Origin of the sequence: Sphingobacterium athyrii, from assembly GCF_003071065.1 — a bacterium.
GTDB classification, from domain to species: Bacteria; Bacteroidota; Bacteroidia; order Sphingobacteriales; family Sphingobacteriaceae; genus Sphingobacterium; species Sphingobacterium athyrii.
This window is the reverse complement of record NZ_QCXX01000009.1, coordinates 84,759-99,997: the sequence shown is the minus strand read 5'-3', so window position 1 is coordinate 99,997 and position 15,239 is coordinate 84,759. Positions and strand designations below refer to the sequence as shown.

Annotated in this window: 9 protein-coding genes; 6 read left to right on the top strand and 3 right to left on the bottom strand. The window is 41.2% G+C overall.

Annotation, left to right across the window (positions count from 1 at the left end; genetic code table 11):
* Nucleotides 1-79: 79 nt before the first annotated feature.
* Nucleotides 80-1,261: a sialidase family protein gene (locus DCO56_RS25230; RefSeq protein ID WP_108636470.1), complete on the bottom strand. Its 1,182-nt coding sequence runs from the start codon at nt 1,259-1,261 to the stop codon at nt 80-82.
* An 89-nt stretch (nt 1,262-1,350) separates the two neighbouring features.
* On the opposite strand from DCO56_RS25230, the gene DCO56_RS25225 reads away from it, so the two are divergent.
* The 4 genes from DCO56_RS25225 (at nt 1,351) to DCO56_RS25210 (ending at nt 8,730) form a co-directional block, all read left to right on the top strand.
* Nucleotides 1,351-2,883 carry a sulfatase family protein gene (locus tag DCO56_RS25225; RefSeq protein ID WP_108636469.1) on the top strand — a complete coding sequence of 511 codons (1,533 nt, stop codon included), beginning with the start codon at nt 1,351-1,353 and terminating at the stop codon, nt 2,881-2,883.
* Nucleotides 2,884-3,468: 585 nt separating this feature from the next.
* Complete coding sequence (locus tag DCO56_RS25220; protein WP_108636468.1) at nt 3,469-6,651, top strand: SusC/RagA family TonB-linked outer membrane protein; 3,183 nt, start codon at nt 3,469-3,471, stop codon at nt 6,649-6,651.
* A gap of 5 nt (nt 6,652-6,656) precedes the next feature.
* Nucleotides 6,657-8,204: a SusD/RagB family nutrient-binding outer membrane lipoprotein gene (locus tag DCO56_RS25215; protein WP_108636467.1), complete on the top strand. Its 1,548-nt coding sequence runs from the start codon at nt 6,657-6,659 to the stop codon at nt 8,202-8,204.
* Between the two features lie 100 nt (nt 8,205-8,304).
* On the top strand, nt 8,305-8,730 hold the full coding sequence (locus tag DCO56_RS25210; protein ID WP_108636466.1) for a tetratricopeptide repeat protein: 426 nt from the start codon (nt 8,305-8,307) through the stop codon (nt 8,728-8,730).
* Here the strand turns inward: DCO56_RS25210 and DCO56_RS25205 are convergent.
* Nucleotides 8,727-9,632: a glycerophosphodiester phosphodiesterase family protein gene (locus DCO56_RS25205; protein ID WP_108636465.1), complete on the bottom strand. Its 906-nt coding sequence runs from the start codon at nt 9,630-9,632 to the stop codon at nt 8,727-8,729. The two genes, DCO56_RS25210 and DCO56_RS25205, sit on opposite strands and share 4 nt — an antisense overlap.
* A gap of 363 nt (nt 9,633-9,995) precedes the next feature.
* On the opposite strand from DCO56_RS25205, the gene DCO56_RS25200 reads away from it, so the two are divergent.
* Nucleotides 9,996-12,326: a TonB-dependent receptor gene (locus tag DCO56_RS25200; RefSeq protein WP_108636464.1), complete on the top strand. Its 2,331-nt coding sequence runs from the start codon at nt 9,996-9,998 to the stop codon at nt 12,324-12,326.
* Nucleotides 12,327-13,508 (top strand): PepSY-associated TM helix domain-containing protein, encoded by a 1,182-nt coding sequence (locus DCO56_RS25195; RefSeq protein WP_206531814.1) that lies wholly within the window; start codon nt 12,327-12,329, stop codon nt 13,506-13,508.
* Between the two features lie 245 nt (nt 13,509-13,753).
* Here DCO56_RS25195 and DCO56_RS25190 read toward each other — a convergent pair whose 3' ends face one another.
* Complete coding sequence (locus tag DCO56_RS25190) at nt 13,754-15,238, bottom strand: RagB/SusD family nutrient uptake outer membrane protein (RefSeq protein WP_108636649.1); 1,485 nt, start codon at nt 15,236-15,238, stop codon at nt 13,754-13,756.
* Nucleotide 15,239 lies beyond the last annotated feature (1 nt).

Genomic DNA, 15,239 nt, shown 5'->3' with positions numbered 1-15,239 from the left:
TAAAACAGATGCCCCACTTTCTTCTCTTAGACTATAGATCAGAAAGAAAGTGGGGCACAATGTACTAAATCAACAGTACCTATTTGAGGTTTACCGGCACAAACACAATCTTTCGATAATTCTCCTTTTCGAATAAAATACCGATTCTATTTTTATTTAAAAGAACCAAATCGGAATAAGCCGCATAGTCACCTTTAACACCCTCGGGAGCTTTAGCAACAACTCGATTGAAATACCAGGTTTTCCCCTGATTCTTACTCAACCGCAGCGTCAGATTATCTCTTCTGTCCGATGTTGCTGCATTACAAACAGCTAACACGTATCCGCCTTTCCCCTGCCAGGAAAGCACAGAACCCTGATTGACAGGATCGAGCAGGTTTTTATCATAATAAGTTGTATCCCAAGTAACGCCACCATCACTTGAATACGATACGATTCGCTCTTTTACATGACCTTGCTGGTTACGGGAATTCATATACAGTCCTGTATTCGATATTTGTGCAGCCATTGTCTCATTTGATCCCTCAAACTTGACGCTCGCTCCTATTTTGAATGTCTTTCCATGATCATCCGAGTAATACGAATGGGCAAAATAGTCTTCGCCATTTGCTTTTGGATTTCCTTCGGAATGATTCGCAGGAATATAAATACGTCCTTTATATTTACCAGAATCAAATTGGAGCGCATGCCCTGGTGTATTCGCGTAAGTTCGCCAGTCCTCCTGAAAGTTATATCGTGTATTTACTGAAGGCTGATTGGGACGATGGGTCTGCAGTGTAATGTTCTGCGGATCGGACCAGGTTTTACCACCATCTGTCGAACTCACTGACCAGCACTCGCGTAAACCATTACCTTTACACACCTCTGCTTCATGATTATTACCAGTATTGTAAAAAAGTAACAGTCTTCCCTTCGGATATGCTGGATCTAACAAGTCGACCAGGGGAGCAGGATTTCCGACCTGCAAATGGTCATTGTCAACAGCGACATGCAATGGTCCCCAGGTTTTACCATTGTCCGGACTGATTTTATAAACAATATCTACATTACCAAAATCCCCCGCATGATCCACCCTTCCCTCGGCAAAGGCAAATAACCGGCCTTGTTTATCTTTGACAATAGCCGGTATCCGATAGCTTTTATAACCGCCTTCACCGGATACAAAAACACTTACTTCCTGTGCTCCTGCGTAGGTATACAATCCAACAAACATTGCCGTCACAACAACATTTCGCATTCGAATCCACCTTGTATTCATCATATTTACTTATCACTTTTAACTATAAAAATAGAATAATCTTCTATCTTTAAAGAAAGGATAGCAAAATCAACAACAAAACCATTATTACAATGAAATTAACCTCTATCTGCTTAGCACTTATACTATGGGGCATATGCGGCCAGGTACTGGGGCAAAATAGGCCTAATATCGTGATTATTATATCAGACGACCATGCCTATCAGACCATTGGTGCCTATGGATCAACTTATGCCAAAACGCCGCACATTGACCGTATTGCGTCTGAAGGAGCAATTTTCAACCATGCCTATGTTAACAACTCCATTTGTGGTCCAGCCAGAGCCACCCTATTGACAGGCAAGTATAGCCACAAGAATGGATTTAAGGACAATGAAACTTCCGAATTTGACTTCAACCAAGATTTATTTGTCAAACAGTTACAGCAGGTGGGCTACCAAACAGCCTGGGTCGGAAAGATCCATTTGGGAGAACAACTACAAGGGTTCAATTATTATGATATCCTCGTGGGTCAGGGCACCTACTTCAATCCGGATTTCATCAGTAAACAAGGACGCAAGCGCACGGAAGGATATGTTTCAGATATCGTAACGGAAAAATCTATCAATTGGCTGGATACGCTGGATTCCAGTAAACCCTTCTGTCTGGTCATCGGTCATAAAGCGACTCATCGCACATGGATGCCCGACCCGAAGGACTTTGGCACCTATGACGCCATGAATTTTACTGTTCCATCAACATTTTACGATAATTATCAAAGCAGACAAGCTGCAGCGTTACAGGAAATGTCCATTGACAAAGATATGAAGATGGCCTATGATCTCAAGATGTTCGACTCTTTGGAAGATATGATGAACGATGGAAATTTCAAACGAATGAACCAAGAGCAAAAAGATAGCTATATTGCTTATTATCGACCAATCTACGAACAGCTCAAAAACAGTAAATTAACCGGAAAACAGCTTGCGGAGTGGAAGTTTAAACGCTATATGATCGATTATCTCAATACTGCGCAGTCAATGGATCGCAACATAGGCAAAGTATTGGACTATCTGGATCAAAAATCACTCAGTAAAAATACTGTCGTGATCTATCTTTCGGATCAGGGCTTCTATATGGGCGAACATGGTTGGTTCGACAAACGCTGGATGTATGAAGAGTCATTCCGGACACCCATGTTAATGCGTTATCCCCCATTGATTAAACCCGCGACAAAAATCGAAGCAAAGTTGGTGAACGCTGATATCGCGCCCACTCTCCTCGAGTTGGCAAGGATCAAAAAGCCTAGTGATATGCAGGGAAAATCATTCGTTCATGTCCTAAAAAACACAAAAAAAGAACATCGCAAAGACCTATATTATCATTATTTTGAAAATGGGGAACATGCGGTGAGCCCCCATTTCGGCGTCAGAGATGATCGCTACAAACTGATCCGGTATTATAAACGTGTGGAAAGCTGGGAACTCTTCGACCTTCAAAAAGATCCGAATGAATTTCAAAATGTTTATAAAGATCCCACCTATCAGCAAATAGTTACCCGGATGAAACAAAAACTTATGGAACAAATCCGGGAATTTGACGACAAAGAAGCCGAAGCGATTTATAAAGTAGATATTGATCGGTAAAATAACACAGGGTATCCATAAACGCGATACCCTGTGTTATTTTAAGCCTTCATGCTATACTTGTTAACCCACAAGGAAATTCACTCTTCCGCCGTATGTTTTATTGATTATACCTAGTTTCACCTTATAACATATATAACGTATGCAGCAACAAGAACGTACTGCTTAAGCATTCAACTTATGTACCCATAGCGATACATTAAGAATACTTTATGGATACTTAATCTGTACTGCAAAGGTGCCTTGTGAATATTCAATCCATATTATAGGAGTAATTGCATCAAGACAATGCGTTTATTTTGCGATAAATGTATTTCGTCTGTATTCTATTACATTTATAATGAACATTCCACAAGCCGATATATTTAGTCTACGCATTCTGACCAAAGAATTACAAAAAAATAAAAAAGAAAGTATAGTTATCAGGTGGATTTTATATATTTGCATTAACATTTTTTAACACATGAAAATCAGTGCAATACATATACCTGTAAAACGAATGCTTTTAGGAGATGTTTTTCAGATAAATTCAAACAATCTCCTATAACCACAAAAAGATCCACTCATTATTATTACTAAATTAATATGGCAAAAAACAACATAGATTTTGTCGTACTGGCAGCGCTTTGTTTAAGCACGGGCACGCTATACGCTCAATCCACCATAAAAGGCAAAGTAGTCGACAACAACAACGCGCCCATTCAGGGCGCAACGATTACAGAAATTACAAGTAAAAAACGAGTACAAACGGATGTAAATGGCCTATTTGAATTACCGTCAAATGGGAATTCTATCAGTATACAAGTTCAATATATTGGTTTTGATCCCAAAACTGTCCAAACCAATCCCGGCGGACTTACGACAATTCAACTTTCTCCCACGAGTTCCCAACTGGATGAAGTTGTTGTAACCGCCTTGGGTATTTCGCGTGAAAAGAAATCATTAGGATATGCTGTCCAGGAAGTCAAGTCTACTGAACTTCAAACACGTCCTACCAATGCGCTCAGTGCGCTTTCCGGAAAAGTCGCAGGTCTTCAAGTGACGACATCCGGTGGCAACATGGGCGGATCCTCCCACGTTTCGCTTCGGGGTATCAATTCAATTGCAGGAAATAACCAACCGCTCTATGTCGTTGATGGCACGCCTATTGATAACACGGATTTCAATTCAACTTCAACGATCAATGGAAGTGCCGGAAAAGATGTCGGAAACATGATACAGGACCTTAATCCGGATGACATTGAAAACATCTCTGTCCTAAAAGGAGCGACAGCGGCAGCATTGTATGGCTCCAGAGCCGCAAATGGCGTTATCATGATTACGACTAAGCGTGCTTCAAAAGGTGAGAAAGTGGAAATTTCCTTAAATACAGGAATCGATTTCGAAAATATTGTCCGTCTTCCAAAAAGGCAGCATCTCTATGGACAGGGCTATTCGACCAGCTTTCAAACACAGAATATCGCTGGTACCGATTATAAGATCGTAGATTATGCCGCCGATGAGAGCTGGGGACCAAAATTGGATGGCACACCAGTTTTACAGTGGTACAACCTCAATCCCGAAGATGAGGAAAACTACCTAAAGCCTTCACCCTGGCTCTATCCAAAAAATGACGTCAGTTATTTCTTCAGAACCGGAGTTGCCAACACAAATAATTTCGCAATTGCCGGAAATAGCGGAAATACCAATTATCGTTTTTCTTACACAAACAAAAATGTAACCGGCACTACTCCAAATTCAAATTTGCATCGAAATGCTTTTAATTTTTCGGGGGGCACCCAATTGGGAAAATTAAAAATCAACTCGACCTTTAATTATATCCGCAGTTCTGCACTGGGACGTCCCTGGACCGGCGCTTCTAACCGAAATATTATCCTTGAAGCATTTCAATGGGGAGCTGTTCAAGTCGACTACAAAATACTGGAAAATTACAAACGGGCAGATGGAACGCCACTGGCGTGGAACCGTACCGGCTGGCAAAATACCCCCGCTGCCGAGGCAACACGTTTTATTGATAACCCCTATTGGTCAGCCTATGAATCGTATATGGAAGATAGCAGGGACCGTTTCTATGGAAATATTGGCGCAGAATATGCTGTCAACAATTGGTTAACGCTGGGAGCGAAAGTTCATGGCGATATCTATTCATTCCAAGCACAGGACCGTATCGCTGTATATTCCCGAAGTGCTTCCCAATATGAAGAAACAAACCGGAAGCTCAATGAATATAATTATGAGTTCATTGCAACAGCCAAGAAAAATTGGGATAAATTTTCACTCATTGCCTTTGCAGGGGGGAATATCAGAGATAGGAAATCGCAGAACAACTATGCCATTACCCAGGGCGGATTAATTATCCCCAATTACTACAACTTGAAAAATGCAACTTCAGCTCAAATAGATAACTTTAAATATCATAAACGGATTGCTTCTGTTTTCGGTAGTGTGTCGTTGGGCTATAATGACCTACTCTACCTCGATGCGACCATTCGAAACGATTGGTCCTCGACACTTCCTACTTCAAACTGGTCCTATACCTACCCATCTATCGCCGGAAGCTTTGTATTCAGCAATCTAGAGGCGCTCAAAACTCTTCCCTGGTTAAGCTTTGGTAAAGTTCGGCTAGGTTGGTCCGACGTGGGAAATGACACAGATCCTTATCAACTAGAAAAAGCATATGATGCTCAACAATCTTTTGAAGGTAATCCGTCCTACACATTAACATCTATAAAACCTAATGACAAATTACGTCCGGAACGTACAAGTTCCTGGGAAACCGGTATTAATGTTCAGTTACTAAAAAACCGATTGGGTTTGGATGTAACCTATTACAACAATAATTCCAGAAATCAGATTCTAGCGGTCCCTGTATCCTCTTCCTTTGGGTATGAAGGTAAATGGCTTAATGCCGGAAAGATCAATAATAAAGGAGTTGAAATTGTCCTCAATGGAACACCGATTAAGTCAGAAAACTTCAGCTGGGACGCAACAATCAATTGGGCGAAGAACAAAAACAAGGTGGTCAAGTTAGACGATCAAGTGAATACCCTAAGTTTAAGCAACTCCTTATTGCAACTGGCCGCAAGAGAAGGTGAGTCTTATGGACAATTTTTAGGATATGATTTTGTATATGCCTCCAATGGTCAACGGGTTGTACAAGCAGATGGAACTTACATGAAAACCTCTCAACTCGTTCCACTAGGAACGATTCTACCTGATTTTACTTTTGGCTTTCAAAATAGCTTCCGTTACAAAAACTTTAGCTTGGGATTTTTAGTATCAGGTCGTGTCGGTGGCAACTTCTTCTCCCAAACTTATAAAGTCGGCATGTATTCCGGCATTCTGGACAAAACCGCGGCCAATAATATTCGTGAAACCGGAGTTGTCCTTGACGGGGTCAAAGGAGATGTCACCTTTCATAGTGACGGAACGTACGAAGTGAAGAATATTGAACAAAACACCACTAATATCACTGCACAGCAATGGGCACGTAATGAATACAATGGTCCAACCACTTTTTCTATTTTTGATGCCACTTATGTTAAATTGAGAGAAGTGACACTGGGCTATAATTTCAAATTAGCCAATACCAAGACCATTAAAAATATTGGTGTCAATGTCTATGGCCGTAACCTTTGGAATATCTATACCAAGAGTAAATACATTGATCCTGAATTCACCTCCAGCGGTGGTAATGTACAGGGTATCGAAGGCGGAGCTATTCCGCTGCCTGTTACTTATGGTTTTAATGTGAATCTAAAATTCTAAAAAAAATGAAATTATTAAATATACTATATACAGCAACGATCGGCATCTCAGTTTTTGCGTCCTCCTGTTCCAAAACTAAATTTGCTGAGATTAATACCGATCCCAATCGTCCGGCTTCGGTACCAACGCCTACGCTATTGGTTACTGCGGAGAAACAGTTGGTCAATGCCTTACGGAGTGAGGAGATTAATCTTCGGGGAGCGCAGTTATTCGCCCAATATTTCAGTCAGAATATCTATACTGACCAATCCCGCTACCGAATAGACCAGAGTTATTCGGATAATTACTGGACAGCAACATACAAATCACTGAATAACCTGAATGATATCATCAAACTCAATACGGATGAAAGCACCAGAGCAATCGCCACAGCAGGGACAGCCGGCACCAATGCCAATCAAATTGCCATTGCAAGAATTCTCAAGTCTTATGCTTTCCAATCATTGACCGATGTCTTTGGCAATATTCCCTATGAGTCTTATGGTAATAAAGACCCTGATTTTCAAGCTTTACAGCAGGATCCGGACAATCTTACGCCCAAATATGCTAGTCAGGAAAAAATCTATAAGGATATTCTCAACGAACTTCAACAGGCAGCGGATACCCTGCTCAAGTATTCATCAGATAAAACCTTCGGCAGCGCTGATATTATCTATAGGGGATCCAATGCAAACTGGGCAAAATTTGCCAATTCCCTCCGCTTAAGGGTAGCCAATCGTATCAAGGCCAAAGATGCCGCTTTAGCTTCAGCACATATTGCCGATGCCCTGGCAAAAGGAGTTTTTACGTCCAATAGTGACAACGCTGTATTCAAATATTCGAAGACCTCACCCAATGAATCGCCTCTATTCCGGGCTACAGTAACAGCCAACCGGACAGATTTCGCGATCTCCGATGTACTTATTAAAGCCCTTCAAGGCACCCGCGGTCCCTTTAAAATTGCCGATCCAAGGTTAGCTAAATTTGCCAAACCAACAGCTGCAGATGGGAAATTTATAGGCCAGCCCTACGGCCTGCCTTTAGCTGCCGGAAATCTGTTCCCGGTTGATAAAATATCGCTACCAAGTGACCTGATCAATGCGGCAGACTATGGCGAAGTTCTTATGGAATACGCCGAAGTTGCCTTCATCCTGGCAGAAAATAATAATTGGGACCAAGCAAACTATGAAAAAGGAACCAGAGCATCGCTGGAAAAATGGGGCGTATCACAAGATGATATCAACAGCTATATCGGCAAACTTCCCACAGCGAACAAAGAGCACGTGCTTACTCAGAAATACCTGGCACTTTTCAACCAAGGCGTCGAAGCGTGGTCAGAGATCAGAAGAACGGGATATCCATTATTCCTGACAAAAGCAGGCGACCTACTTTGGACAGGCACTATTAATGGTGAAACGGTCAGCTATTACTTTACACCAGAAGTGGGAAAAGAAATACCCAGCCGCTTTGTTTACCCGTTAAAGGAACAAAGTACCAATAAAGCAAATTATCAGGCTGCGCTGGCCCAACAAGGAGATGATGTGATCAACACCAAAGTATGGTGGAATAAATAAAAAAGTATTTTCTACCTATTTGAACACCTGAAGTTTAAGATTTCAGGTGTTTTTTTTCAATTATTTCATAACTTCGTAAAGACCATTAAGAAAAAATGCCATGGATGATCAAATATTAGACAAAATCGACCAACTGAGTGAAGAGGGAAATGCTTATTGTGATGAAGAGAACTTTCGCGAAGCAATTAGGGTTTGGACTGAGGCGCTCAATTTAATCCCCAGTCCACAAAATGTCCACGCTGAAAGTCTTTGGCTGGAAGCCTCCATTGGGGATGCTTATTTCTTAGAGGACGACTTCGAAAACGCACTTCCACACTTTGAAAATGCCAAAGGCAATATCATCGAGAATGCCTATGAAAATCCATTTATCATGCTGCGGTTAGGGCAGTGTTACCTCGAAACAGCCAATACAGAGTCTGCACAAGAATATCTTCTTCGCGCCTATATGATGGAAGGAAAGGAAATTTTTGAAGAGGAATCACCAAATTATTTTAATTTTCTGGCTGATAACGTCGATTTGGACTAATCAATTGCATCTGCCAACTCCATTGGTAAATCAGATTCTAGAATGGATGCCCCCTGGGCAAATATCGCCCGATATTTTTTCTGCCGCTCAACCTTTTCTGGCTGCTTATCATAAGTAGAAGCGGAGGAGATCATGCACATGACTCCCTTTGCATTAAAAAAACGGTACATTTCTGTATTTGACTCTTTTAGCTCGGCTCCTATATAGACAATCATCCGGTCATAAGGTAATCCTGATGCTTTAAATTTAGCTAAAGCAGACTGATCTTTGATATGCATAGACATATACTGGTCTGGATGTTGGGCCAGATAGTAGGCCGCCTGCTCAACGTTATGTACAGTTACCCAAACCCAGCTATAGGCCTGATGTTTCCGTAATATAGCCGCGGTTGCTGACGGTGGCAAATCTTTCTTATCAAGATTTAAAATGGTTTTTCCCTTTGCCCATGCGATCACTTCATCCAGGGTATTGATAGGATATTGGGTTATATTTCCCGCATGATCCTTCAGACGAAGTTTACGTAGATCAGCCCAAGTATAGTCTGATACCCGCCCTACTCCATTGGTCACCCGTTCCAGGTTTGCATCGTGCAATAATACGGCAACACTATCTTTGGTATAACGCGGGTCTATTTCAAATATAGCCGGAGTCTTACGTAATACAGCTTCAAAAGCCGCAATCGAATTTTCAGGAAGACCATCCTCTATCGTCCCCCGATGACCACTGATGATTTTCTTTCCTTCAGCATAGCGGAAATGTGCCCGCATCGCTTCCGCAGATTCAAAATTCAACCAATGAGTGCTTTGGGCAAAAACACGGGTATCCAAGAAACTGAAAAAAAATAATAATAGAACGACAGAAATTGCTTTCAAGCGTATATAATTGGATCCTAAAACAGCCATCTACCTTTGATTATTGAAATATACCCTGCTAAAATAGCTATCTTGTATCAATAAATTGTAAACAAAATATATACTCAAAATGAAGAAAATAAAATATACCGCTTAACCAGGCCGTATAAATTTTTCATGACTGTCAATGTATGACAACACAACATCACTATATTCTTCCATATTCATAGCGATCAAGAGAGACACTCCAAATCGAATTCCGATTTATCTTCGGAGATTTTGTAAATGAGAAAGTCGCTATAGAGACAGCCACTATATTAGAATTTTACGAGAAAAAATAGCAGTTTTTTTTGATGAAGAAATATTAAATATTCTATATTTGCACCAATTTATATTTGATCTAAATAAACTACCATGAAGAATAGAACACGATATATGATGTTCGCAGCGGGAACCCTTGTCCTTCTCGGGACGCAGTTACATGCACAAGAGTTATCTATCCTCGTAAAAAACAAAGAAAATCAACCAGTAGCTCAAGCCAATATCAAACTCAATGGAAAAAACATTGGATATTCCGATCAGCACGGGCAATTTCAGCTCAGTAAAGTGCCATCGGATAGTCCGCTTCAATTTCGTGTTTCCTATACCGGTTTTTCTCCTCTTGAAAAAACAGTGCGTTTAGATACACTCACCGGCCCTCTCTTATTCCAGTTAAATGCAACGCAGATTTTAGACGAGATTATTGTTACTGCCGGCCGTAAAGCCGAAAGTATATCGACTGTTCCCTCCTCTGTATCCATCTTAACCACAAAAGAGATCGAGGCACAGAGTCAGATCAGCACCAATCTTTCCACAATACTTGGTAATACAATTCCCGGGCTGGGAACAGCGACCAATAAAGCAACCAATTCGGGTCAGACCTTACGTGGACGATCCGTACTGGTTTTAATAGACGGCATTCCCCAATCCACACCATTAATGAACGGCCAACGTGATCTACGCACCATTGATCCTAGTGTTATTGAGCGTGTGGAAGTTATAAAAGGAGCAACATCCATCTATGGCAATGGCTCAGCTGGTGGGATCATCAACTACATCACGCGCAATCCAGCAAAAGATTCAGCTCCCATCCAAGGAATTACCAGCCTGAGGACAACCTTCAATCCTATAAACAGTGCCGGAACATTAGGCTATCGTGCGGTCCAAACATTATATGGCCGAAAAAACAGCTGGGATTACACCGTCAGCGGATCGGCAGATTATGTGGGCCTTCAACGCGATGGAGATGGGACACCGCTTGGTCAAACAGATGGTCTTTCAAACACCTATCAATACAATGCATTTCTCAAAATCGGCTACACCATCGATAGCAGTTCCAATCTATCCGCAGTATATAATTTTTATCGAAGCAACCAGCACAACAGATACATTAGCCAGACAGGTGTCTATGGACAGTCCCCGACCATCGGAGTAAAAGGTGATGACCCAGGCAAACCTGCCGGTACGCCATACAATCACAATGCAATGCTGACGTATACCAAAAATAATCTTTTTGCCTCCACCTCTCTCGTTGCATCGGCCTATTACAACACCTTTCGGTCCATGAATCGTTATGTCGAAAAAGCATCGGCCTGGTATGGTCCCGGCCAGACACAGATCAACTCCGAGAAAAAAGGTTTACGGATCAATCTCAACACGCCATTTCAGGTATTTGGCTCTAACGCAGATGTCACTTACGGACTTGATCTCCTGAATGATGTTACGGATCAAAACCTGACGGACGGCAGGGTCTATATTCCCTATATGAATATGCTGAACGTGGCGCCCTATGCTCAAGTAAAAATTGATTTTCTCGAAAATCTAATCTTCAAAGGTGGGGTCCGTTATGAAAATGCAACCGTAAAAATCAAAGATTTCAACACCATTGCTACCGGACCGAATAATGAAGGTAGTATTGCTGTCAAAGGCGGTGAAATACCGTATAAAGGAGCCACGTTCAATGCCGGCCTCCGTTATAATAAATATTCTTTCTTTAACCCTTTCATAAGCTTTTCACAGGGTTTTGCTATCAATGAGCTTGGCAGAATTGTCCGCAGGGCAACGGACAACGACCTGGATAGTCTGAAAACAGATCCCATCATCACCAATAACTATGAAGTCGGGTTTTCTAGCAACTATAGTATTTTCCAATTAGCTGCTTCTTACTATTACAGTACTTCAAAAATGGGAGTAGAACTTGTAGACATTGGTGGTTATCTAATGCCACAACGACTTCCTGAGGATGTTTATGGCTATGAAGTAGCCCTAAGTGCGACAATCAGTCCTCAGCTCACGATAGGTGGAACTTATGCTTATGTGGAGGGAAAATCGAAAAAAGAAGACGGTACGAAATCCTACCTCAACGGCTCTCGTATCGCTCCGATCAAAGCGACGGGATATATATATTATACCCCTATCAAACCATTGACCTTTCAATTATTCTGGGTACATACCGGCGCGCGCGATCGTTTCATGCCTAACGAAAAAGGTGTTTATAAAAATAGCGAGGGGCCGGTTAAATCTGTTGATCTTTTTAACTTAAATGGTAATTATCAGATCAACAGACAATGGTCATTGGGGCTAGGTATTGAAAATCTTTTCAACACGAACTACTACCCCGTTGTAAGTCAATATCGTGCATTAAATGAGGAATACGTAAGAGGTCAGGGAATGATGGCTTCCTTTAATATCAATTACAAATTTTAGATGATCAAATCTAGCATACTTTGGCTGCATAAATGGCTCGGTATAATCACGGGTGTTATCGTACTCATTTTAAGTATAACAGGGTGTATATATACCTTTCAGGATGAGCTCAAATTATGGGCTTATCCTGAAAAGTATTTTATAGCTCCTGTTGATAGCTCCACGGATCCGCTCCCTTTAAGTACCTTACTGAACAATGCACAAAGTAATCTTGAAGATGGGCAAAAAATCTCTCGTGTAGACCTCTATCCAGCGAAAAATCGAACCTGGGTATTTCGTGCCATGAAAACAGATGAGACAGCCTTTGGTCACTGGAATTACTTTCGTTATTATAAAAGGGTATTCATTAATCCTTATACAGGTAAGGTGCAACAGGTTGAAAACACAAAGACGGAGTTTTTTCAACTGGTCTTACAGCTCCACCTCAACTTGTTGCTTGGGAAAAAATATGGCCATGCCTTAGTAAGTTGGTCTACGGCGCTATTTATTGTCATTCTACTGAGCGGAATCGTATTGTGGTGGCCGAAAAAATGGAAGGGAAAAAATCTCCGCAGGAGCTTTTGGGTAGATACGAAGGTGAAATGGAAACGGTTAAATCACGATCTGCACAATGTAATTGGCTTCTATAGCCTTTTTATTGCACTGGCTTTTGCGATTACAGGTTTGGCATTTGCATTTCCGGGATTCAAAAAGACGTATATCGCTACATTTAATCTTTTTCAACAGGAAGCGGCATCTACTCTTCTACCAGCCCCAAAACTAATTCCCTTGCCTTACGCAGAATTGCAGGACAATGCACTACACTACAGTCTCAAAAATTATCCGCAGGCTGAAATGTTTTCCATCCGACTGAAAAAAGAAACAGAGCAAGAAGTCGATATTCAAATCAGACGGTACGAAAAACGAAGCGGTGTCTTTAGCTGGTTATATTTTGACCGAAAACAAGCCCGTTTAAAGGAGATCAAAACGGGTGAGAACTTACGCCTCGGTGATAAACTGGGATCGTTGAATTATGATATCCACACCGGTAGTATAGGCGGCATGGGAACAAAGATTATTGCTTTTATCGCAAGCCTTTTTTGTGCTTCCCTACCCATCACGGGTTATATAATCTGGTTGAACAAAAGTAAGAAGGCAAAGAAAAAGAAGGGTTATCAACATAATGTTAATAAGTACTGTTGATAACAGCATCTTTTTTTCTAAACATGTTATTAACACAGTTATTAACATAATGTGGAAAAGTATACTATCAGTAACTTCTATCAAGAACCTATCGGAGCAAATCAACTTTCCGAATAGATACGGATCTAGGAACTATGAAAAAAAGCAGTGCAAGGTTACTATATCAAAGGCTATTTTAAAAGCATAAACACCAAAAAGCCGATACAGAGATGCATCGGCTTTTATATGAATAAGCAGCTTGCCTCCTACAAGTTTGGATTTCGATCAGTTTCCAAAAATGGGATCGAGAATAAATAATAAGGGCTATTTTCCACAAATTTGGTATCGTTAGGAAACTGGATAACACGATGTCCTTTGCCGGTCACTTTTTTGACGACCCCATCTTCGCCAACGACATCTACCATAATCGCATTTCCTTTAGCATCGACATACGCTTTCCGATCCACCTTTCCTTGTGTACGAATAATATCCGACAGCGCAAATCCCTCTCCCCAAAGCTCTTTTCTGCGCTCAATCAAAATCTCTGAAATCAACTTAGCATTATCATCTCCAACAAATAAAGCTGCATTCCGTGCTTTCCGCAATGTATTCAAGGCATTTATCGCTTTTTCTTTTTCTCCGGCACGCGCATAGCCCTCTGCTTCGATCAAAAGCATCTCAGCTGAACGCATATATACGATATCACCGATCAAATTTGATTTAAATTTAAACTTCTTATAACGTAAAAAACCTTCTCTTCCCTTTAGACCATCCCACTCAAATAAACCTGAACGAATATCATCACGATCAAATAACTCCTTGAAATAGGGATCGGCCATAAAGCTATAATAATAAGATCCTGCAGAGGATACATCCAGATAATGGAATGTATAACTCGCTCCACTTTGTTCGTTCGTCTGTAAGTGTCCCCATATCCATTCCGAATTGCCAAGATCATTAAACCCTTCGTTATAAGCCGCAGCACTCATCAAGGGGTAATTTTGAGATGCTTTGTCTGCATATTCAGCAGCAAGTTTCCACGCTCCGGTCTGTAGGTATGTCCTAGCTAACAGCCCGTTCACCACATCAATATTAATGTCGTACTTCGCTTCTCGTTTAGCTGTTGCTAAAAGCGCTTCACTATCCTTCAAATCCTGCACGATAAGTTTATAGATTTCTTCTAGTGTGGCTTTCGGATGCCCCTGGGTCTCTAACGTACTGGGTTCAGTATAAATTGGAACTGATTTTGCATTTTTATCTTTTAAGTAGCTAAACTGATAAAAAGAAGCCAAATTAAGATAGGAAAAAGCCCGTAACACTTTGGCCTGTCCCTTCAAAACATTTTTAGCTTCCTGTGATCCGGCAGCGCCATCAACTTTAGTAATCACATTATTCGCGTTATCGATCACCTTGTACAACAAGGTCCAAAAGAAGGACGAGCGCCCCGAACGGCTATTGCTCAATTCGGTGAATGCATACGCATCTCGATACCCATATTTTGTTGTCACAGCAACATCACTTCCCATGGCATCACTCGTTCGCATCACAGCAGTATATCCCGGATTGGCATAGGTGGAATATTGCTCATTCAGGTATCCCCAGGTTCCGTTGATCACCGTAGCAATATTGTCTGTATTTTTATAAATCTCACCTGCCGGTACCGACGTTGTCGGAGACGTCTCCAAAGTATCTTTACAAGCAGTGTTCGCCAATGAAAGCGCCAATAATATATAAGCAATTTTTAGTTTCATG

Coding starts and splice junctions, on each gene's coding strand:
- DCO56_RS25230 (WP_108636470.1), bottom strand. CDS start 1,261: ATGATGAATACAAGGTGGATTCGAATGCGAAATGTTGTTGTGACGGCA.
- DCO56_RS25225 (WP_108636469.1), top strand. CDS start 1,351: ATGAAATTAACCTCTATCTGCTTAGCACTTATACTATGGGGCATATGC.
- DCO56_RS25220 (WP_108636468.1), top strand. CDS start 3,469: ATGGCAAAAAACAACATAGATTTTGTCGTACTGGCAGCGCTTTGTTTA.
- DCO56_RS25215 (WP_108636467.1), top strand. CDS start 6,657: ATGAAATTATTAAATATACTATATACAGCAACGATCGGCATCTCAGTT.
- DCO56_RS25210 (WP_108636466.1), top strand. CDS start 8,305: ATGGATGATCAAATATTAGACAAAATCGACCAACTGAGTGAAGAGGGA.
- DCO56_RS25205 (WP_108636465.1), bottom strand. CDS start 9,632: ATGGCTGTTTTAGGATCCAATTATATACGCTTGAAAGCAATTTCTGTC.
- DCO56_RS25200 (WP_108636464.1), top strand. CDS start 9,996: ATGAAGAATAGAACACGATATATGATGTTCGCAGCGGGAACCCTTGTC.
- DCO56_RS25195 (WP_206531814.1), top strand. CDS start 12,327: ATGATCAAATCTAGCATACTTTGGCTGCATAAATGGCTCGGTATAATC.
- DCO56_RS25190 (WP_108636649.1), bottom strand. CDS start 15,238: ATGAAACTAAAAATTGCTTATATATTATTGGCGCTTTCATTGGCGAAC.